This window comes from Nocardia gamkensis NBRC 108242, assembly GCF_001612985.1.
Classification (GTDB): Bacteria; Actinomycetota; Actinomycetes; order Mycobacteriales; family Mycobacteriaceae; genus Nocardia; species Nocardia gamkensis.
Map to the genome: position 1 here is coordinate 227,932 of NZ_BDBM01000007.1, position 18,153 is coordinate 246,084.

General features: G+C 66.1%; 14 protein-coding genes and 3 pseudogenes. 8 read left to right on the top strand and 9 right to left on the bottom strand.

Annotated features, from left to right (window positions below; genetic code table 11):
• Positions 1-3 precede the first annotated feature (3 nt).
• Together nadE and NG1_RS08750 are read right to left on the bottom strand one after the other, a co-directional pair.
• On the bottom strand, positions 4-828 hold the full coding sequence (nadE, locus tag NG1_RS08745) for an NAD(+) synthase (RefSeq protein WP_062969539.1): 825 nt from the start codon (positions 826-828) through the stop codon (positions 4-6).
• Between the two features lie 22 nt (positions 829-850).
• The gene (locus NG1_RS08750) at positions 851-1,456 is read right to left on the bottom strand and encodes a TetR/AcrR family transcriptional regulator (RefSeq protein ID WP_062969540.1); all 606 of its coding nucleotides are present in this window, start codon (positions 1,454-1,456) and stop codon (positions 851-853) included.
• A 144-nt stretch (positions 1,457-1,600) separates the two neighbouring features.
• Between NG1_RS08750 and NG1_RS08755 the strand changes: the two genes are divergently transcribed.
• The 7 genes and pseudogenes from NG1_RS08755 to NG1_RS08775 all read left to right on the top strand — a co-directional run bounded on the left by NG1_RS08755 (position 1,601) and on the right by NG1_RS08775 (position 7,690).
• On the top strand, positions 1,601-2,170 hold the full coding sequence (locus NG1_RS08755) for an NAD(P)H-dependent oxidoreductase (RefSeq protein WP_062969605.1): 570 nt from the start codon (positions 1,601-1,603) through the stop codon (positions 2,168-2,170).
• Positions 2,171-2,561: 391 nt separating this feature from the next.
• On the top strand, positions 2,562-2,795 hold the full coding sequence (locus NG1_RS08760) for a redoxin NrdH (RefSeq protein ID WP_039799742.1): 234 nt from the start codon (positions 2,562-2,564) through the stop codon (positions 2,793-2,795).
• Positions 2,796-2,865: 70 nt separating this feature from the next.
• Positions 2,866-3,327, top strand: coding sequence for a class Ib ribonucleoside-diphosphate reductase assembly flavoprotein NrdI (gene nrdI / locus NG1_RS08765; RefSeq protein ID WP_062969541.1), 462 nt, complete (start codon positions 2,866-2,868; stop codon positions 3,325-3,327).
• Positions 3,282-3,863: pseudogene (locus NG1_RS38965) on the top strand (ribonucleotide reductase N-terminal alpha domain-containing protein); the annotation flags it as partial. The gene nrdI and the pseudogene NG1_RS38965, both read left to right, overlap by 46 nt.
• Positions 3,852-5,057 (top strand): annotated as a pseudogene (locus tag NG1_RS38970) (LAGLIDADG family homing endonuclease); the annotation flags it as partial. The pseudogenes NG1_RS38965 and NG1_RS38970, both read left to right, overlap by 12 nt.
• A 24-nt stretch (positions 5,058-5,081) precedes the next feature.
• Positions 5,082-6,698: pseudogene (nrdE, locus tag NG1_RS38975) on the top strand (class 1b ribonucleoside-diphosphate reductase subunit alpha); the annotation flags it as partial.
• 170 nt (positions 6,699-6,868) lie between these two features.
• A complete protein-coding gene (locus tag NG1_RS08775) occupies positions 6,869-7,690 on the top strand; it encodes an SAM-dependent methyltransferase (protein ID WP_062969543.1) in 822 nt (273 codons plus the stop codon).
• A 366-nt stretch (positions 7,691-8,056) separates the two neighbouring features.
• Here the strand turns inward: NG1_RS08775 and NG1_RS08780 are convergent, their stop codons facing one another.
• The 5 genes from NG1_RS08780 to NG1_RS08800 form a co-directional block, all read right to left on the bottom strand.
• Positions 8,057-9,049, bottom strand: coding sequence for an LLM class F420-dependent oxidoreductase (locus NG1_RS08780; RefSeq protein ID WP_062969544.1), 993 nt, complete (start codon positions 9,047-9,049; stop codon positions 8,057-8,059).
• A gap of 483 nt (positions 9,050-9,532) precedes the next feature.
• Positions 9,533-10,480, bottom strand: a complete 948-nt coding sequence (locus NG1_RS08785; RefSeq protein ID WP_062969545.1) for a TauD/TfdA dioxygenase family protein — start codon at positions 10,478-10,480, stop codon at positions 9,533-9,535.
• Between the two features lie 168 nt (positions 10,481-10,648).
• Positions 10,649-11,539: an ABC transporter permease gene (locus NG1_RS08790; RefSeq protein WP_062969546.1), complete on the bottom strand. Its 891-nt coding sequence runs from the start codon at positions 11,537-11,539 to the stop codon at positions 10,649-10,651.
• Positions 11,532-12,386 carry an ABC transporter ATP-binding protein gene (locus tag NG1_RS08795; RefSeq protein WP_062969547.1) on the bottom strand — a complete coding sequence of 285 codons (855 nt, stop codon included), beginning with the start codon at positions 12,384-12,386 and terminating at the stop codon, positions 11,532-11,534. Before NG1_RS08795 ends, NG1_RS08790 begins: the two co-directional genes overlap by 8 nt.
• Complete coding sequence (locus NG1_RS08800) at positions 12,383-13,465, bottom strand: ABC transporter substrate-binding protein (protein ID WP_062969548.1); 1,083 nt, start codon at positions 13,463-13,465, stop codon at positions 12,383-12,385. Before NG1_RS08800 ends, NG1_RS08795 begins: the two co-directional genes overlap by 4 nt.
• A gap of 653 nt (positions 13,466-14,118) precedes the next feature.
• Here NG1_RS08800 and mgtE point away from each other — a divergent pair.
• On the top strand, positions 14,119-15,483 hold the full coding sequence (gene mgtE / locus NG1_RS08805) for a magnesium transporter (protein WP_062969549.1): 1,365 nt from the start codon (positions 14,119-14,121) through the stop codon (positions 15,481-15,483).
• 175 nt (positions 15,484-15,658) lie between these two features.
• Here mgtE and nrdF read toward each other — a convergent pair whose 3' ends face one another.
• Positions 15,659-16,621 (bottom strand): class 1b ribonucleoside-diphosphate reductase subunit beta, encoded by a 963-nt coding sequence (nrdF, locus tag NG1_RS08810; RefSeq protein WP_062969550.1) that lies wholly within the window; start codon positions 16,619-16,621, stop codon positions 15,659-15,661.
• A gap of 577 nt (positions 16,622-17,198) precedes the next feature.
• A complete protein-coding gene (locus NG1_RS08815; RefSeq protein ID WP_157113933.1) occupies positions 17,199-18,074 on the bottom strand; it encodes a dioxygenase family protein in 876 nt (291 codons plus the stop codon).
• Between the last annotated feature and the right edge of the window lie 79 nt (positions 18,075-18,153).

Sequence of the window (18,153 nt, forward strand, 5' to 3'; positions counted from 1 at the left end):
CGCTCAGCGCCACCAGGTGTCCAGCGGAGTCACCGGGACGGTGCGCTTGTGGCGGGTGTTGCGGAAGATGCCTTCCAGCCGCTCGGCGACCTCGGGGGTCACCTCCTTGCCTTCCAGGTAGTCATCGATCTCGCTGTAGCGCAGACCGAGCGCCTCCTCGTCGGGCAGGGCGGGGCGGTCGTCCTCCAGATCGGCGGTGGGCACCTTGGACCAGATGCTGGCGGGCGCGCCGAGCTCCTGGAGCAGGGCGGCGCCCTGGCGCTTGGTGAGGCCGGTGAGCGGGGTCAGGTCCACACCGCCGTCGCCGTACTTGGTGAAGAATCCGGTGACCGCCTCGGCCGCGTGGTCGGTACCGATCACGAGCAGGTTCTCCTGCCCGGCCAGCGCGTACTGGAGCACCATGCGTTCGCGCGCTTTGATGTTGCCGCGCACGAAGTCCCGCAGCTGGTCCACCTGCAACGCCGTCGCAGCCTCCGCGGCCGCGGCGCTCGCGCTGGGCCGGATGTTCACCACGACCTGCCGGTCGGGCCGGACGAAGGCCATGGCGGTGAGCGCGTCGGCCTCGTCGGCCTGCACGCCGTGGGGCAGCCGGACGGCGAGGAAGGTCGCGTCCACGCCGTCGGCGCGCAGTTCCTCGACCGCGAGCTGGCACAGCCTGCCCGCGAGAGCACTGTCCTGTCCACCGCTGATGCCGAGAACGAAACCCCGTGCGGGAGTGGCGTTCAGATAATCCTTGAGGAAATCGACCCGGCGGCGGATCTCTTCCTTCGGTTCGATCGTGGGCTGGACGCCCAATTCACTGATGATCTGTTCGCGCAGGTTCCCCATGGCGCCCGAGTGTACTGGCGCTTCAGCGGGTGACAACGCGACGGACGACGTCCTCCCAGTTGTCCCCGATCTGCTCGCGGGTATAGCCGAGCACGTGCATCTGGTGCATGACCAGCGCCGCGCCCAGCATCGCCAGCAGCCAGTCGGCGACGAGCGGGACCTCCCCGGGCACGTCGGCCTGCCGCAACAGCATCGCGACGTGCGCGCGCAGCAATCCGTAGGGCGCACCGGAATACCGGTCACCGGCCTCGCCGAGCTCGGCGGCGCGGTGCAGTTCGCCTTCCACTTCGATGTCGAGGAGCCTGGCCCGCCCGAAGGCGACCAGTCGTTCCACCGGAGGTGCGCCCGGGCCGAGCGGCGGCGGGCCGAAGATGAACGACTCCTGGTACTTCTGCTCGGAGTGGTCCAGCAGGGCGAGCATCAGGCCGGATCTGCTGCCGAACCGGCGGAACACCGTGCCTTTGCCGACCCCGGCGCGTTTCGCCAGCGCGTCCATGGTGAGACTGTCCACGCCGTGCTCGCGCACCAGCTGCTGCGCCGCGTCAAGCAGCAGCCGGCGATTGCGCGCGGCGTCGGCGCGCTCGGCGGGCTCCGAGGTGCCGGGCAGCGGGGCGCCGACGTCGAGCATCCGACGGGAGGCATCGGAGGTCGAGTGGTGTGTGGGGTAGTTCACAGCGCTCACGCAGGCTCCGCGGGAAGTAATCGGACCATGGTCCGGTTAGTGTGTGGTGAACGTACGGACACCATCTAATTCAGTACACCAGGAGTGTTCATGAGCCAGACCCGCATTCTCGCACTCGTCGGCAGCCTGCGCGCCGCCTCGGTCAATCGGCGGCTGGCCGAGGCTGCGGCCCACGCCGCGCCGGAGGGTGTCGAGGTCACCCTCTACGACGGACTCGCCGACATCCCGTTCTACAACGAGGACATCGACGTCCCCGGCTCGGTTCCGGCGGCGGCCCAGGCGCTGCGCGACGCGGTCGCCGAGGCCGACGGCCTGCTGGTGGTCACGCCGGAGTACAACGGCACGCTGTCGGCGGTGCTGAAGAACGCGATCGACTGGGCCTCTCGCCCGTACGGCGCCGGCGCCATCAAGGGCAAGCCCACCGCTGTGGTGAGTGCGTCGATCAGCCCGAACGCGGCGCAATGGGCGCACGGCGACGCCGTCAAGGCGCTCGGCGTGGCGGGCGCGCGAGTGGTCGAGGCCGCGCACCTGCACTTCGGTGTCATCGGCGAGCGTTTCGGCGCCACGCATCCGCGCGACGACGCCGAGGCCCTCACCCAGCTGACCGGCACCGTGCGCGAACTGGTCGAGGCCACGCGGGGCGAATTCGCGTCGGTGTAAGCTCCATCTCCGGTCTCCGACGAGGGTCATCGCTGCGGGCGCAGCGGTGGCCCTCTTCGTTTGCCAGATAGTTTGCTGAAAGTGTGCTGGCGTGTCGAACAGTGATCTGCGCCACTGTTTGATCCGGGGGTGAATCGAGCGTCCTGGTACTTCTCTCGATGGAATTTCATCAATGTGACTCGCTACATGTCGTGTTGTAGGAATCTGTCGGCCACTAGGTGTAGTGTCTTCGCTACTGGAAGACGGTGAGAGGCCCCACCCGGTAGGAGTCGGTCACGAGTGGCTGATCAGGGGATTCGAGTCCGGCTCCAGAAGTTTGCGCAGCATACGTCGATCGTGTATTGCAACGGATCTCAGGCTGTGGATCAGGCACAAGGAGAGAGGGACATCAATGACCGTCACCGTGTACACCAAGCCCGCTTGCGTCCAGTGCAACGCCACCTACAAGGCCCTCGACAAGGCCGGGGTGGACTACGAGGTCATCGACATCTCGGAGAACGACGAGGCGCGTGACTACGTCATGGCCCTGGGGTACCTGCAGGCGCCGGTCGTGGTGGCCGGAGACGATCACTGGTCGGGCTTCCGGCCCGACCGCATCAAGTCGCTCGCGACCGTGGCGGCCTGACCCTCCACCGCATCCGAGGTGCGAGTGCCGGGCGGTCCGCCGCGGCACTCCCGAGAAGAGGAAGGCGACCATGCCGGAGACGACGGCGCTGGTCTACTTCTCCAGCGCTTCGGAGAACACGCATCGTTTCGTCGAGAAGCTGGGGCTCCCGGCGACTCGCATACCACTGCACACCGCCGACTCGCTGCGCGTAGACCAACCGTACGTGCTGATCGTCCCCACCTATGGGGGCGGTCGGCACGTGCTGGGGGGCGATCGTTCCGACAAGGATTTCGTGCCGCGGCAGGTCGCGAAGTTCCTCAACGATCCGCACAACCGGGCGCTGCTGCGTGGCGTCATCGCGGCGGGGAACACGAACTTCGGCGACACCTTCTGCTATGCGGGCGAACTGATCGCGCGCAAGTGCGGCGTGCCGTACCTGTATCGCTTCGAACTCATGGGAACCGCTGAGGACGTCGAACGCGTCCGAGAGGGATTGGGATTGTTTTGGCAACAGCAACGACAGCACCGGCCGGAAAAACAGCTCGCTTAGAGCAGCCGCCGGTCCGTGGCGGCGACGCGGGCGAGGTCCTCGACTACCACGCCCTCAACGCGATGCTGAACCTGTACGGTCCGAACGGGGAGATCCAGTTCGACAAGGACCGTGAGGCCGCCCACCAGTACTTCTTGCAGCACGTCAATCAGAACACCGTCTTCTTCCACAACCTGGACGAGAAGCTGGACTACCTGATCGACGAGAACTACTACGAGGCGGAGGTCCTGGAGCAGTACAGCCGCCCGTTCATCAAGAATCTGTTCAAACGGGCGTACGCCAAGAAGTTCCGGTTCCCCACCTTCCTCGGCGCCTTCAAGTACTACACCTCGTACACGCTGAAGACCTTCGACGGCAAGCGCTACCTGGAGCGGTTCGAGGACCGGGTGTGCATGGTCGCGCTCACCCTCGCCGCCGGTGACGAGGCGCTGGCGGGCCGGCTGGTCGACGAGATCATCGACGGCCGTTTCCAGCCTGCCACCCCGACCTTCCTGAACTCGGGCAAGAAGCAGCGCGGCGAGCCGGTGTCGTGCTTTCCTCCCGGGACCCCGATAGACACCTCGGACGGTCCGCGAGCGATCGAGCTCTTGCAGCCCGGAGATCGAGTGCTCTCCCACGACGGTTCCTATGCCGCAGTCGAAGCAGTCATCGAGAATCCAAATGACCAGGCGCTGGTATCGATCTCACACTTCGGGCACAAAGAGCCGATTCGGTGCACGCCCGAGCATCCGATACTCGTCTGGACCACGCGCGATGTCGATACGCTGATCGAGGGTGACGGCGCAGATCCGTCCAATGGATTCGTTTGGTTGGCTGCGCAAGACGTGCATCCTTCGGACTTCATTGTCACCGCGGCGCCCCTGGATACGCGGGAGCGGCGCGTCTTCGATCTGATGGATTATGTTGGCGTGGGTGCCTACGAAGAGGTTGACGGCCTGATTCGAAAGGTGAACGTGGATGCGGGGCGTATGAACAAGCCGCGCCACAGCGAGCGCTTCCTAGCAGTCAATCGCTACGTCGAGGAATCCTATGAGTTCGGCTTAATTCTTGGCTGGTACCTCGCTGAGGGGCACGTGTCAAAACGATCGGGGATCGCGGAAATAGAGCCGACCGGCGTTCATTTCACACTCGGTGCGCATGAGGTCGAGTATCACATCGAGCTGAGTATGGCTGTCAAACAGGTGTTCGGTGTCGATTTGTCCTTGCGCACTAACCACTCGGACCACTCGACCCGAATGTCCTGCTACAGCAGGAGTATGGCGTCTCTGCTAATTTCGCTGGTCGGCGCCGGATATGCAACCAAGCGTCTCTCGCATGAGGTTATGACTGCTGATGACGATTTCCTCCGCGGCCTGGTGAGTGGTCTGTTCCGCGGCGACGGATGCAGTACCACCGGTGGAATGGTGCTCGACCTGGTCAACCCGGAACTGATCGACCAGGTGCAGCTGATTCTGCGTCGACTGGGCATCGTGTCGGTCGTGCGTACCTACATCAACCAGGCGGGCAATCTGACCGGACAGATCTTCGTGCCCGGTCTGCCCGGCACGAATGAAGAGTTCATCTTCGACATCGGTAAGAATTTGCACAATTACACCGGGCGCAAGGGGATCAAGCGCACGACATACCAGGTTGTGCACGGCCGTCACGTATACGGTGTCCGTGCGATCGAGCGGACCTCGGAAACTCCGGAGAAGGTGTACAACCTGCACGTGGCGGACACCCACACTTACACGATTCGCGGCACGGTCGTGCATAATTGCTTTCTCCTGCGCATCGAGGACAACATGGAGTCCATCGGCCGCTCGATCAACTCCGCGTTGCAGCTGTCCAAGCGCGGTGGCGGTGTCGCGCTGCTGCTGAGCAACATTCGTGAGCACGGCGCGCCGATCAAGAAGATCGAGAACCAGAGCTCGGGCGTCATCCCGATCATGAAGCTGCTCGAGGACTCGTTCTCCTACGCCAACCAGCTCGGCGCGCGCCAGGGCGCGGGCGCGGTCTACCTGCACGCCCATCACCCGGACATCTACCGGTTCCTGGATACGAAGCGGGAGAATGCGGACGAGAAGATCCGCATCAAGACGCTCTCGCTCGGCGTGGTCATCCCGGACATCACCTTCGAGCTGGCCAAGAAGAACGAGGACATGTACCTGTTCTCGCCCTATGACGTGGAGCGCATCTACGGCAAGCCGTTCGCCGACATCGACGTCACCGAGAAGTACCACGAGATGGTCGACGACAAGCGCATCCGCAAGTCGAAGATCAAGGCGCGCGAGTTCTTCCAGACCATCGCCGAGCTGCAGTTCGAGTCGGGCTACCCGTACATCATGTTCGAGGACACGGTGAACCGGGCCAACCCGATCGCGGGCAAGATCACCCACTCCAATCTGTGCTCGGAGATCTTGCAGGTCTCCACGCCGTCGGAGTTCAACGACGACCTGTCCTACGCCAAGATCGGCAAGGACATCTCCTGCAACCTCGGGTCGCTGAACATCGCCAAGACGATGGACTCTCCCGACTTCGCGCAGACCATCGAGGTGTCCATCCGGGCGCTGACCGCCGTGTCGGACCAGACCCATATCTACTCGGTGCCGTCCATCGAGCAGGGCAACAACTCCTCGCACGCCATCGGCCTCGGGCAGATGAACCTGCACGGCTACCTGGCGCGCGAACGCATCCACTACGGGTCCGAAGAGGGCATCGACTTCACCAACATCTACTTCTACACCGTGGTCTACCACGCGATCCGGGCTTCGAACCGGATCGCGATCGAGCGCGGCTCGTACTTCGGCGGCTTCCCCGAATCGAAGTACGCCAGCGGCGAGTACTTCGACAAGTACACCGATCAGGTGTGGGAGCCGAAGACCGATCGCGTCCGGCAGTTGTTCGCCGACGCGGGCGTGCACATCCCGACCCAGGACGACTGGCGTGAGCTGAAGGCCTCGGTCATGGAGCACGGCATCTACAACCAGAACCTGCAGGCGGTCCCGCCGACCGGGTCGATCTCCTACATCAACCACTCCACCAGCTCCATCCACCCGGTGGCGTCGAAGATCGAGATCCGCAAGGAAGGCAAGATCGGGCGCGTCTACTACCCGGCGCCCTACATGACCAACGACAACCTCGAGTACTACGAGGACGCCTACGAGATCGGCTACGAGAAGATCATCGACACCTACGCCGCGGCCACCCAGCACGTGGACCAGGGCCTGTCGCTGACGCTGTTCTTCAAGGACTCCGCCACCACCCGCGATCTCAACCGCGCCCAGATCTACGCCTGGCGCAAGGGCATCAAGACCCTCTACTACATCCGGCTGCGCCAGATGGCACTGGAGGGAACCGAAGTCGAAGGTTGCGTCTCCTGCATGCTGTGACGCCCTAGCGAACAGGGTGGCTTCCCGCTGAGGCGGCCACCCTGTTTCGCATTCTCCGAACGGCGCGGTCGCGCGCGGCCTGTTCCCATACCGGGTCTGCGCGGTGCGGTGCCCATCCCACGTCTGGAATATGCTGGCGCAGAGGCGATCCGGTAGTGATGGGAACGACAATGACCGATCTCGGCGGCAACGGTGAGCCGCTCCGGCCGATTCACAACGCGAGCGTGCCCAGCAGCGCGCGAATATACGACTACGTGCTGGGCGGCAAAGACCACTATCAGGTGGATCGGGACGCGGCCGAGAAGGTGATCGCGGCCTTTCCCACCACCCGGGTCGCGGCTCGGCAGAACCGGCTCTTCATGCACCGTGCGGTGAACGCGCTCACCGCGATGGGCGTGACCCAGTTCCTCGACATCGGCACCGGCATCCCCACCGAGCCGAACCTGCACCAGGTGGCGCAGGCGCCGACGCCGGAAGCGCGGGTGGTCTACGTGGACAACGACCCGATCGTGTTGTCCCACGCCCGGGCCTTGCTCACCGGTACGCCGGAGGGGCGCACCGCCTACGTCGACGCCGACCTGAAAGATCCCGCGGCGATCCTGTCCGCCCCCGAACTCCTCGACACCCTGGACCTGAAGCGTCCGGTGGCGCTGAGTCTGGTCGCCGTGCTGCATTTCCTGTCCGACGAGCAGGACCCCTACGGGATAGTCCAGACGCTGCTCGGCGCCCTCGCGCCGGGTTCGTTCCTCGTGGTCTCGCACATCACCGCCGACCTCGAACCGGAGATGATGACCGAGGCCCTGAACGTGTACAGGCAGAGCGGGGTCTATGCCCAGACACGCACGCGAGACGAATTCGCCCGATTCTTCACCGGGTTGGAACTGATGGACCCGGGCATCGTCGTCTCCAACCAATGGCGCACCCACGGTGAGTCACCGTCCTGGCTCGACTCCCAAGTGAACTGCTGGAGCGCGGTCGGCCGGAAGTCGTAGTGCTGTGTTTGATTGGCCGTGCCTGCGGCACGGCGTGTTCGCGGCCCTTTATGTCTCGCGGCCGAGTGACCGAGACTCGCGCCTGCGGCGCATGCGCTTCGGTCGCTCGGCCGCGAGACGGCCGCGAACGGTCGCTCGTAAGACTCGCTCCGTTGTGGGTGCGTAAGTGCGAATCAAGCTGTTTAGGGTGGGCCGGGTTGCGAGGGCTCGGTCGACGGTGGGCCTTCCCCCGGACAGAAGTCGCTGGCGCCTCCGCCGATGGTGGGCCTTTCTGGAGGCAGGAGGCGCAACGGCTCGGGCGCTGGCGGACCCGCTCGGGGCAGGAGTCACGAAGGCCCGGTTGCGCGTGAGTCCTGCCCGGCGTGATCAGCTCAGTGCGGGGAGCACTTCGCGTTCGAAGAGTTCGATGCCGGAGGTGTCGTAGGCGGATTCGGGGAAGTTGAAGATGGCGTAGCCGAGGCCGAGGTCGGCGACTCGGCGCAGGTTCTCGGTGATCTGCTCGGGAGTGCCGGTGGCGGCGCCGCTGTTGTACAGCTGTTCGAAGTAGGACTTCGTCGCGTCTTCGCCGATGACGGGTGTGAGGCGGGCTTTCAGCGCCGCGAGGCGATCCTCTACTTCGGCCTGGGTCGAGCCGATGACGACGTTGAAGTTCGAACTGCGGACGATGGCGTCGAAGTCGGTGCCGACGTCGGCGCAGTGGGCACGCAGCACCTCGGATTTGTGGGTGAACTCCTCGGGGTTACCGCTGAAGTTGGTGTACTGGGCGTATTGCGCGGCGATGCGCAGCGTCTTCTTCTCGCCGCCGCCCGCGATCCACAGCGGAATACCGTTCTCCTGCAACGGGAGCGGACGGACGATGGCGCCGTCGACCTGGTAGTACTTGCCGTCGAGGGTGGCCGAACCCGTGGTCCAGGCCTGCCGGAAGATCTGCACACCCTCGTCCAGGCGGCCCAGCCTTTCGCCCGCGGACGGGAAACCGTAGCCGTAGGCGCGCCACTCGTGTTCGTACCAGCCACCGCCGATGCCCATCTCGACACGCCCGCCGGAGATCAAGTCGACCGTGGCGGCCACCTTGGCCAGGTAGGCCGGGTTGCGGTAGCTGATCGCGGTACACATCTGGCCCAGGCGGATGCGCGAGGTGGTCGCCGCGAACGCCGACATCAGCGTCCATGCTTCGTGCGTCGCCTCCTCGGTGGGCACCGGGACGGTGTGGAAGTGGTCGTACACCCACAGCGATTCCCACGCCGGGTTCGCATCGGCGCGCTGGGCGAGGTCTCGCATCACCCCCCACTGGTCCGCCGGGTCGATGCCCACGAGATCGAGCCGCCAACCCTGCGGAATGAAGATGCCGAAGCGCACGAATATCTCCTTCGTGTGTACCCGAATCACCGCGGCGAGCGCCGCGCTTTCCTACCTCACTGTTCCCACTTCGCCGCACTCCGGCAACCGTTCGGCGCTCGACGCACCGAATTCGTTCCACGTGCGGCGCTGTCTGGATCGCACTACCACCAGATCGTCGCGAGCCAGGTAGCCACGCCTGCGAGAGCGAGCAGCAGGAGGTTCAGCCGATCGCGTCGAGTTCGCCCCGGCTGAGGTGCAATGCGAGGCCGCGAGCACAATCCCGAGATGGATGCACATCGTGCGGCGTACGACACACGGCCACGCTGATACCCGCGCAACGAAGTCCGAGGGTCCCGCCCGCTGACCGAATGGTCACTCTGTGCACCGTCGAGTGTGGCCGCGGGAGGCGGCGACCCCGATACCGGCTGACTTGCTCGAATACTGCGGAGACGCGAGATCGGCCGACTGCTTGCCGACCGGCCGACCTCGCGTGTCCGGACCCTAGGCGCCGGTGAACTTCTCTCCCGCGATGGCCTTGGACGGCGCACCGTCGACGCCGACGGGAATGTCACCCTCGAGTGTGGTGCGGTACAGCACGCGGGTGACGTCGAGGTGGTCGAGGTCGCTCGGCGCGAGGTGCGCGGTGGCGCGGTTGTCCCAGAACGCGAGGCTGCCCTTCGCCCAGCGGAAACGGACGGTGTAGGCCGGGTTGGTCACCTCGTCGAACAGCAGCTTCAGCAGCGCGTCGCTCTGGTTCGGCCGGAGCCCGACGATCCCGGTGGTGAAGCCGGGGTTCACGAACAGCGCCCGCTCGCCGGTCACCGGATGCACCCGGACGACCGGATGTTCGGTGATCAGCGGCGCGGCCGCGACCTTCTTCGCGTAGTCGCTGTCGGAGTCCCAGGCCGGCCTGCTGCCGCCGAAGCGGTGCTCGGCGCGCAGCCCTTCGACGAATCGCTTGAGCGACTCGGGCAGGTTCTCGTAGGCGGCGACGAGGTTCGTCCAGCCGGTGTCGCCACCCTGCGCCGGGGCGATCTCGGCGCGCAGGATCGAGGCGGCGGGCGGGTTGATCAGCGCGGAGACATCGGTGTGCCAGTGATTGGTGTAGCTGAATTTCCGCACACCGAACCGCTTCTCGTACAACCGGCTGTCGACCGCGAGGATCTCCGGGTGCTCCGTCGGCGCGTCGTCGTCGTACGGATGTGACGGCGTGACCGCGCCGAACCGGCGGGAGAAGGCGATCTGCTGCGCGTGATCGATGTGCTGATCGCGGAAGAACAGCACCTTGTAGGTGTGCAGCGCGTCGGTGATGGCCGCGACCTGCTGGTCGGTCAGCGGCTCGCGCAGATCGACGCCGGAGACGTCGGCGCCGATGTACCCGGCGACGGGCGCGACGCGCACCGGGTTGTCGGTGACGGTCGAGATGGGGGTTTCGTGGACAGCGGTCATCGGAAGAACTCGTTTCGGATCAGAGGATCGGGCCGGTGGCAACCGGAGGTGCGGGATGTGCGGCAAGGCGACAGGCGCTGCCGCACACCCGCATGAAGTCCACGACGCGCCGTTTGGTCAGCGCCCGCACGGAGACTGCCTTCCGCATATGAGACGGGCGGCCATGGTTCAGGCGTTCGCCGGGGCGCGCCACCGCGACAGGCGGCGTTCCAGGGCGACCAGCACGCCGTTGAAGCCGAGGCCGAGCAGCGAGATGGCGAGGATTCCCGCATACATGTTCGGGATCGCGAAGTTCTGCTGCGCGGCGGTGATCAGGTAGCCGAGCCCGGCCCTCGCGCCGAACATCTCGGCGGCCAACAGCACGAGGATCGAACTGGCGGCGGCCATCCGCAGGCCGGTGAAGATGGACGGCAGCGCCGCGGGCAGGATCACCTTCTGGAACAGCCGCAACGGCGAGAAGCCCAGGGAGGCAGCGGATTTGACCAATAGTGGGTCGACGGTGCGCACGCCGGTGATGGTGTTCAGCAGAATCGGGAAGAAGCTCGCGTAGACGACGATGGCCACCTTCGAGGTTTCGCCGATGCCGAGGATCAGCAAGAAGACGGGGAGCAACGCCAGCGCCGCGGTGTTGCGGAACAGTTCGAGGATCGGGTTCAGGAAGTCCGCCACCGGCTTGTACCAGGCGATCGCGATGCCCACCGGGATGCCCGCGACCAGCGCGAGGGAATACCCGGCCAGGGAACGATTCAGGCTCGCGGAGATGTGCGTCCACATCTCTCCGCTCGCCACCAGGTCGGCGAACGCCTGGGCCACCACCGAGAACGGCGGCAGGAACACCTCGTCCACCAGCCCGAGCGTGGGGGCGAGTTGCCACAGCAGCAAGAACAGCGCGATCACGACCGTCGGTTTGAATACCCGCCAGGCGAACCGGCCCACCGCCCGCAGGGCCTGCGTCACGGCGGTGGGCGCGGGCTCGGCCCGCTGCACCGGGGCGGGCCGGGTGGGCTGGACCGCACGTTCCCGTACCGGCCGCTCGCTCAGCTGAATGGCACTAGACATGAGCCGTCCTCTCGGTGGTGGATTCGATATCGGCCGGGTCGGTAAGGGATTTCAGCTCCAGGCTCGCGGCGCGTTGGACCTCGCTGTGCAGCAGCGTCCAGATCTCGTGGCGGTAGTCCCGGAAGCGCTGCGAGGAGCGGATGTCGTCGTCGGTGTCCCGGTCGAGCTCGACGTCGACGAGGGCCTTGATCCGGCCGGGCCGTGAGGTCAGCACGGCCACACGCTGGCCCAGATATACCGCCTCATCGATGCCGTGGGTGATGAACAGGACCGTCTTGCCGGTGGCGCGCCAGATGCGCAACAGTTCGTCCTGCAACGACTCCCTGGTCTGGGCGTCTAGCGCGGCGAACGGCTCGTCCATCAGCAGTACCTCGGGATCGAACGCGAGACTGCGCGCGATCGCGACGCGCTGTTTCATGCCGCCGGACAGTTCGTGCGGGTAGCGGTCGCCGAAACCGGAGAGCCCGACCAGTTCCAAGTAGTGGTCGGCGAGTTCGCGCCGCGTCCTGCGCCGCAAACCCTTGGCCTCCAAACCGAATTCGATATTGGACCGGGCCGTGCGCCAGGGCAGCAGGGCGTACTGCTGGAAGACGATGCCGCGGTCCAGGCCCGGTCCGGTGATCGGCTTCCCGTCCAGCAGGATCTCACCGGAGGTGGGCTTGCTCAGCCCGCCGAGCAGGTCCAGCAGCGTCGACTTGCCCGAGCCGCTCGGCCCGACCAGGACGAGGAACTCGCCTTCACGCAGTTCCAGCGAGATGTCCTCGAGTGCGGTGAACCGCTCCTGGGAGCCGCGCACCGCGAACTGCTTGCGCACTCCGGTGAGCGCTAGTTTCGTAGCCGTGGTCATTTCGCGGCCACCACCTCTCCGGTCGGTCCCGCCTGCGGCGTGAATTTGCCGTTGGCGTACGGGTTGAACTTGTTGGTGAACAGGTCCGCGGCCTTCAACTTGCCGTTGGGCAGTTCGCCGTTGCGCACCAGCCAATCGATCCAGATCTGCAGTTCCTTGTCGGCGACCACCGCGCCGGGCACCGGGATCCCGGAGCTGAGCCAGTACGGCACCAGGCCGGTGTTCTCGTTGCGGCCGCGCTTGCCGATGATCTGGACGAACCGCTCACGCACCTGATCGCGCGGAGTCACCTGCAGCCAGCGCACAGCGCGCGCGGTGCCCTGCACGAAGTCCTCCACGGCTTCGGGATTCTTGGTGATGTAGTCGTTGCGGAAGACGTAGGTGCCGTAGTCGAACGTGCCGAAGATGGCCTTGTCGGTGTACAGCGGGTGGATACCGCCGCGCTGGAGGGCGGTGTCGCGGAAGACGCTGCCGAGGGCGCCGACGTCGACCTGCCCTTTGCGCAGCGCGTCCTCGGTGTTGGCAGGTGGTACGACGACCAACTGCACCTGCTTGATCTCGTCGTCGGTCAAACCTTGCTGATGCAGCCACTCCCTTGTGATGAATTCGTGGTGCGCGCCGAGAGTGTTGACCGCGACCTTCTTGCCGATCAGATCGCGTGCCGAGGTGATGCCGGAGTCGTCGCGCACGTAGTAACCGGTGAACGACTGCTCGTCCGCGCCATAGGAACTGAGCACCGAGGTGACCTTCGCCCCGCCCGCGATCAATTTCACCACCGCGCCGTTGAACGCGCTGCCGAACTCGACCTGGTTCGTCGCCGCCGCCTGGATATTGGCCGGTCCGCTGGTGGTGTCGCCTTCCCAGTGCAGGCTGATCTTCGTGAAGTAGCCGAGATCGGCGGCCAGTTCGACGGGGCTCACCTGTCCGGTGGCGCCTTGGTAGCGCAGCACGGTCTTGCCGTCGGCGGTCTTGGCCGGCGCGGACGCACCGCATCCGGTGAGCACGGACAGGCCGGTGAACACCGCTACCGCGGCGGAGACAGCGCGGGCGACGCGCCGGGAGGATGGGGATAGAGGCATTGTTGTTCTTTCGAAGAGAAGACGCCGTGCAGTTCGATGCAGGCATCCGGCGACACCACAGCGGAGCGATGCGGCGGTGGACGACCGCGCGGGCCGGAAACGAGGCCGCGCCGCCTCAGCGGCAACAGATTCCGTGCGGAACGCGCATGAAGTCGACCGCGCGACGGCGGATCAATGCTGTTGCTGTCGACACTTCGAGACTTCCGTGAGCTGTATATCGGTGCGGGGCAGGCGCGGTGACTTCCGACGCCGCTTCGAAACACTGTTCCGGTTCCCAAGCATGGGAGCAACAGTTCGACGCCGACTGCGTATAACCCTGTCGTCCGGGCATCGAGCGTCAAAGCCGATTCCGATCGGCGTGGAGCGGCTTGGGTCACAGTGCGCTGTCGTAAGGTGATCATCGTCCCCGAAGCCATGTAAGCTGCACGAGGACGTTTCCTGTCCGCGAGATGTTGATCCGAATGGTGCGGATATCCGAGATCCGCGGCGACGACGAGAGGGAGGTGGGGTAGCGATGCGCAGCGAACCTCCCAGTCGAAGGCCGCGCGGCGCCGCCCCTTCGCATTCCTGATCAGGTCGCGACGGCAGGGGCCGGCGCCCGCGGTGTGAATTTCGCGCTCTCCGTTCACTCACGCATGTGCTGAGGTCCTCTCATGTCGCAGACCGACATCATCGAAGTACGTCCGACGCTGTCCGAATTCCTTCAGGACATCGTCGATACCCGTCGCGTGGACGCCGCGCTGGACTGGCTCGGCAACCATCCGCCGCACGTCATCGCCGATCAGCTCGCCCGCATGGACGCGGTGCGAGCCGGGATGGCGTTCCGCCTGCTCGACAAAGACCTGGCGCTGGCCGTCTTCGAGGAACTCGAGCCGGTGGACCAGCAGCAGATCCTGCAAGGACTGCGCGATCAGAGCTTTCGCGACCTGGTCGAGGGCATGGCGCCCGACGACCGCGCCCGCATGCTGCGCGAGGCGCCCGCCAAGGTGGCCAAGAAGGCGCTGGCCGGGCTGAGCCCGCGGGAGCGGCGGATGACCGCGAGCCTGCTCGGCTACCCGGAGGGCTCCGCCGGTCAGTTCATGACGCCCGAGGTGGTGGCGCTGCCGCGTGACCTCACGGTGGCCGAAGCGCTCGGCATGGTGCGCGCCAAGGGCGGCAACGCCGAGACGGTGTACACGCTGCCGGTGGTCGATACGGGCAGGCGGCTGACCGGCATCGTCGAACTGCGCGAACTGGTGCTCAGCAAGCCCGAGACGATGGTGTCGGAGCTGGTCGTCACCGAACCGGCCTTCGCGCGCGCCACCGATTCCGCGGAGAAGGCCGCCCGCTTGATGCGCGAGACCAACGACATCAATCTGCCGGTGGTGGACAGCGAGGACCGGCTGGTCGGGCTGCTCACCATCGACGACGCGGTCGAGGTGATCGAGGCCGCCGACAGCGAGGACGTGGCGTTGCAGGCGGGATCGGCGCCGTGGGAGGGCCACTACATGGCCGCCGGGGTGTTCCAGCTGGCCCGCTATCGCGCGCTGTGGCTGCTGCTGTTGCTCTTCGCCGCCACGCTGACGGTGAGCGTGACCGACTTCTTCGAGGGCACCTTGCAGCAGGCGGCGCATCTGGCGCTGTTCATCCCGCTGCTGATCGGCGCGGGCGGGAACGCGGGCGCGCAGGCCGCCACCGCCTGCGTGCGCGCGGTAGCGGTCGGCGAGGTCAAGGCGTCGGACCTGTTGAAGGTGATCTGGCGGGAATGCCGGGTCGGCCTGGTGCTCGGCTCGCTGCTGGCCGCGGTGGGCTTGGCGATCGGCGCCCTGTTCGTCGGTCCGCGCATCGCCTTGGTCGTCGGCATCACCCTGGTCCTGATCTGCGGCTGGGCTGCCACCATCGGCGGCACCATGCCGCTGCTGGCCAAGAAACTGCGCATCGACCCCGCGGTCGTCTCCGCTCCGATGGTCACCACCCTCGTCGACGCCACCGGCCTGATCATCTACTTCACGACGGCCAAGCTGGTTCTCGGGATCTGAGAGTGCGGCGTGGGGGCGCACGGTCGAGCCTCAGCGCAGTGGAGATTCCCTTCCGCCGCCCCGCCTTGCCGCACCGCTACGCACGCCGGGCTTCGCCGCTGCGTCGGCGAGGCGGAGACGAGGCAGGGCCCGGCATCGCTGCCGGGCCCCGGTGTCCGTCGTCACAGCTGGGTGCTCAGAACTCCCAGTCCTCGTCCTCGGTGTTGACCGCCTTGCCGATGACGTAGCTCGAGCCCGAACCGGAGAAGAAGTCGTGGTTCTCGTCGGCGTTGGGGGACAGGGCCGAGAGGATGGCGGGGTTGACCTCGGTTTCGTCCTTGGGGAACAGGCCCTCGTAGCCGAGGTTCATCAGCGCCTTGTTGGCGTTGTAGCGCAGGAACTTCTTGACGTCCTCGGTGAGGCCGACCTCGTCGTAGAGGTCCTGGGTGTAGTCGACCTCGTTGTCGTAGAGCTCGAACAGCAGCTCGAAGGTGTAGTTCTTGAGTTCGTCCCGCTCGGCCTGGGTGACCAGCTCCAAGCCCTTCTGGTACTTGTAGCCGATGTAGTAGCCGTGGACCGCTTCGTCCCGGATGATCAGGCGGATCATGTCGGCGGTGTTGGTGAGCTTGGCCCGCGACGACCAGTGCATCGGCAGGTAGAAACCGGAGTAGAACAGGAAGCTCTCCAGCAGCGTGGAGGCGACCTTGCGCTTGAGCGGATCGTCGCCGTTGTAGTACGACAGCACGATCTCGGCCTTGCGCTGGAGGTTGCGGTTCTCCTCCGACCAGCGGAACGCCTCATCGATCTCCCGGGTGGAGCACAGCGTGGAGAAGATCGAGCTGTAGCTCTTGGCGTGCACCGACTCCATGAACGCGATATTGGTCAGCACCGCCTCTTCGTGCGGGGTCAGCGCGTCCGGGATGAGGCTCACCGCGCCGACGGTGCCCTGGATGGTGTCCAGCAGGGTCAGGCCGGTGAAGACCCGCATGGTCAGCTGCTTCTCGTCGGCGGTCAGGGTGTTCCACGACGGGATGTCGTTGGAGACCGGCACCTTCTCCGGCAGCCAGAAGTTGCCGGTCAGCCGGTCCCAGACCTCGGCGTCCTTTTCGTCGGGCACCCGATTCCAGTTGATGGCCGACACCCGATCGATCAGTTTCATCCTGCCTCCACGCCTTTCCCGAGCACGCTGCCGTCACGGAATGTCTACCCTCGGAACACTACTCCTAGTGGCTGACATGTCCGCGTAGCACAACACCTTGTGTCGCCGCGACACGCGTCCTCCGTGCGGAAGAACGCCGGTGCGCGCCGCGCGCGGCCCCCTATTGTGCGGTACGTGCCTTCTGGCGACTACATCGGCACCGGTGGGTCCGATTGCTCGCTGAAGGTTTGCCAATAGGTGTCACATAAGGCGGGGGCGACGGGCTGACGACGCGGCACACCAGGTGTGGATGCCTGCCTGCGCTCGGCCGCGAAAGCGTTGCCGGGCTCGCTGATCCTTCGTTTCCCCGGTGCGCCGGGACGGCGGCAGTGCCGCAAGTCACCGCCGCCCGGGGACCGAGCCGCTTCGACGCGCGGTGGTCCACCTGCTCCGAATCGATCATCCGAGCGGCTACACCTGGCCCGGCATGGGGATTCCTGGTCGGTTCCGGGTGTTGGTGATCGCCGTGGACGTCGTGGTCATCCGGGGCCGACCGACGCCCGGCCGGAGAGCCCGTGGCGGACGGCAGCACCGATCGCTACCGCGGAGGCCGGCCGCCGGGTGCGCCGCCGCCGGGCGGCCGCCCACCGGGCTGCGTGGAACCGTTGCCCGACTGCGTGTTCTGCGATTTCTCGGCGACGCCCACGGTGAGCGAGACGCGCAGCCCGGAGGACGGCGTGCCCGTCACGGTCGCCAGTTCGGCGTCCCAGCCGTCGCCGAAGACACCGTCCGAGGCGAGCGTGACCTGCGCCAGATTGGCGACGCTGCGCGCGTAACCGGAGTCGTGGGCGAACACCGCCGAGCAGGTGTCCTGGGGCAGCGCGATCTGCGAGGTCAGCCGCGCGTTCTGGCCCGCGACCGCGGTCTCCAGCGAGTCGTAGACCTCGAAATGGATGTGCGGCCACCGGCCCGAGTAGCAGGCCGGGAAGATCGAGGTGAAGCTCACCTTGCCATCGGCGCCGGCCACCTGCACGCCGCGCAGGTAGTTCTGCTCGGTGACACCGCTGCTGTAGAGCGAGTAGTTGCCGTCCCGGTCGCAGTGCCACACGTACACCGCCATGCCCGCCCCCGCCGCGCCGCTGTTGGCCAGATCGCGCAGCGTGAGTTCGAGCGTCATCGGAACGCCCTGCGCGACGCCGGAGTACGAGCCGAACGAGCCGGTGATGTCGCTTCGCACCACGCCGGACTCGATGAGGACGTTGGGTCCGTTCGACCCGTCGCCCGGATACGGTCCCCCGGTTTCCTGCGGAGCGGCGGTGACGCCGCCGGATTGCGCGGTGGTCGCCGACGCGGTCCCGGTCGCGCCGGCCGTCGTGTCGTTCGAGCCCGACGCGCAGCCTGCCGCGACCGCTGCCGCGCCCGCGGTCGCCCCGAAGAAGAGCAGGGCGCGGCGCCGGGACACCATCACCTTCATATCGTGTGTGAGGCCGAGATCGTGTTCGTGAACCTCATCGCGCCGTGCGCCCACCGTCTGTCCTTTCGTTCGCCGACAT

Bases quoted from the DNA above. Each gene is read 5' to 3' on its own strand.
- NG1_RS08790 (WP_062969546.1), bottom strand. From the start codon at position 11,539: ATGTCTAGTGCCATTCAGCTGAGCGAGCGGCCGGTACGGGAACGTGCG.
- nadE (WP_062969539.1), bottom strand. From the start codon at position 828: ATGGGGAACCTGCGCGAACAGATCATCAGTGAATTGGGCGTCCAGCCC.
- NG1_RS08760 (WP_039799742.1), top strand. From the start codon at position 2,562: ATGACCGTCACCGTGTACACCAAGCCCGCTTGCGTCCAGTGCAACGCC.
- nrdF (WP_062969550.1), bottom strand. From the start codon at position 16,621: ATGAAACTGATCGATCGGGTGTCGGCCATCAACTGGAATCGGGTGCCC.
- NG1_RS08800 (WP_062969548.1), bottom strand. From the start codon at position 13,465: ATGCCTCTATCCCCATCCTCCCGGCGCGTCGCCCGCGCTGTCTCCGCC.
- NG1_RS08785 (WP_062969545.1), bottom strand. From the start codon at position 10,480: ATGACCGCTGTCCACGAAACCCCCATCTCGACCGTCACCGACAACCCG.
- NG1_RS08815 (WP_157113933.1), bottom strand. From the start codon at position 18,074: ATGAAGGTGATGGTGTCCCGGCGCCGCGCCCTGCTCTTCTTCGGGGCG.
- mgtE (WP_062969549.1), top strand. From the start codon at position 14,119: ATGTCGCAGACCGACATCATCGAAGTACGTCCGACGCTGTCCGAATTC.
- NG1_RS08775 (WP_062969543.1), top strand. From the start codon at position 6,869: ATGACCGATCTCGGCGGCAACGGTGAGCCGCTCCGGCCGATTCACAAC.
- NG1_RS08750 (WP_062969540.1), bottom strand. From the start codon at position 1,456: ATGCTCGACGTCGGCGCCCCGCTGCCCGGCACCTCGGAGCCCGCCGAG.
- NG1_RS08755 (WP_062969605.1), top strand. From the start codon at position 1,601: ATGAGCCAGACCCGCATTCTCGCACTCGTCGGCAGCCTGCGCGCCGCC.
- NG1_RS08795 (WP_062969547.1), bottom strand. From the start codon at position 12,386: ATGACCACGGCTACGAAACTAGCGCTCACCGGAGTGCGCAAGCAGTTC.
- nrdI (WP_062969541.1), top strand. From the start codon at position 2,866: ATGCCGGAGACGACGGCGCTGGTCTACTTCTCCAGCGCTTCGGAGAAC.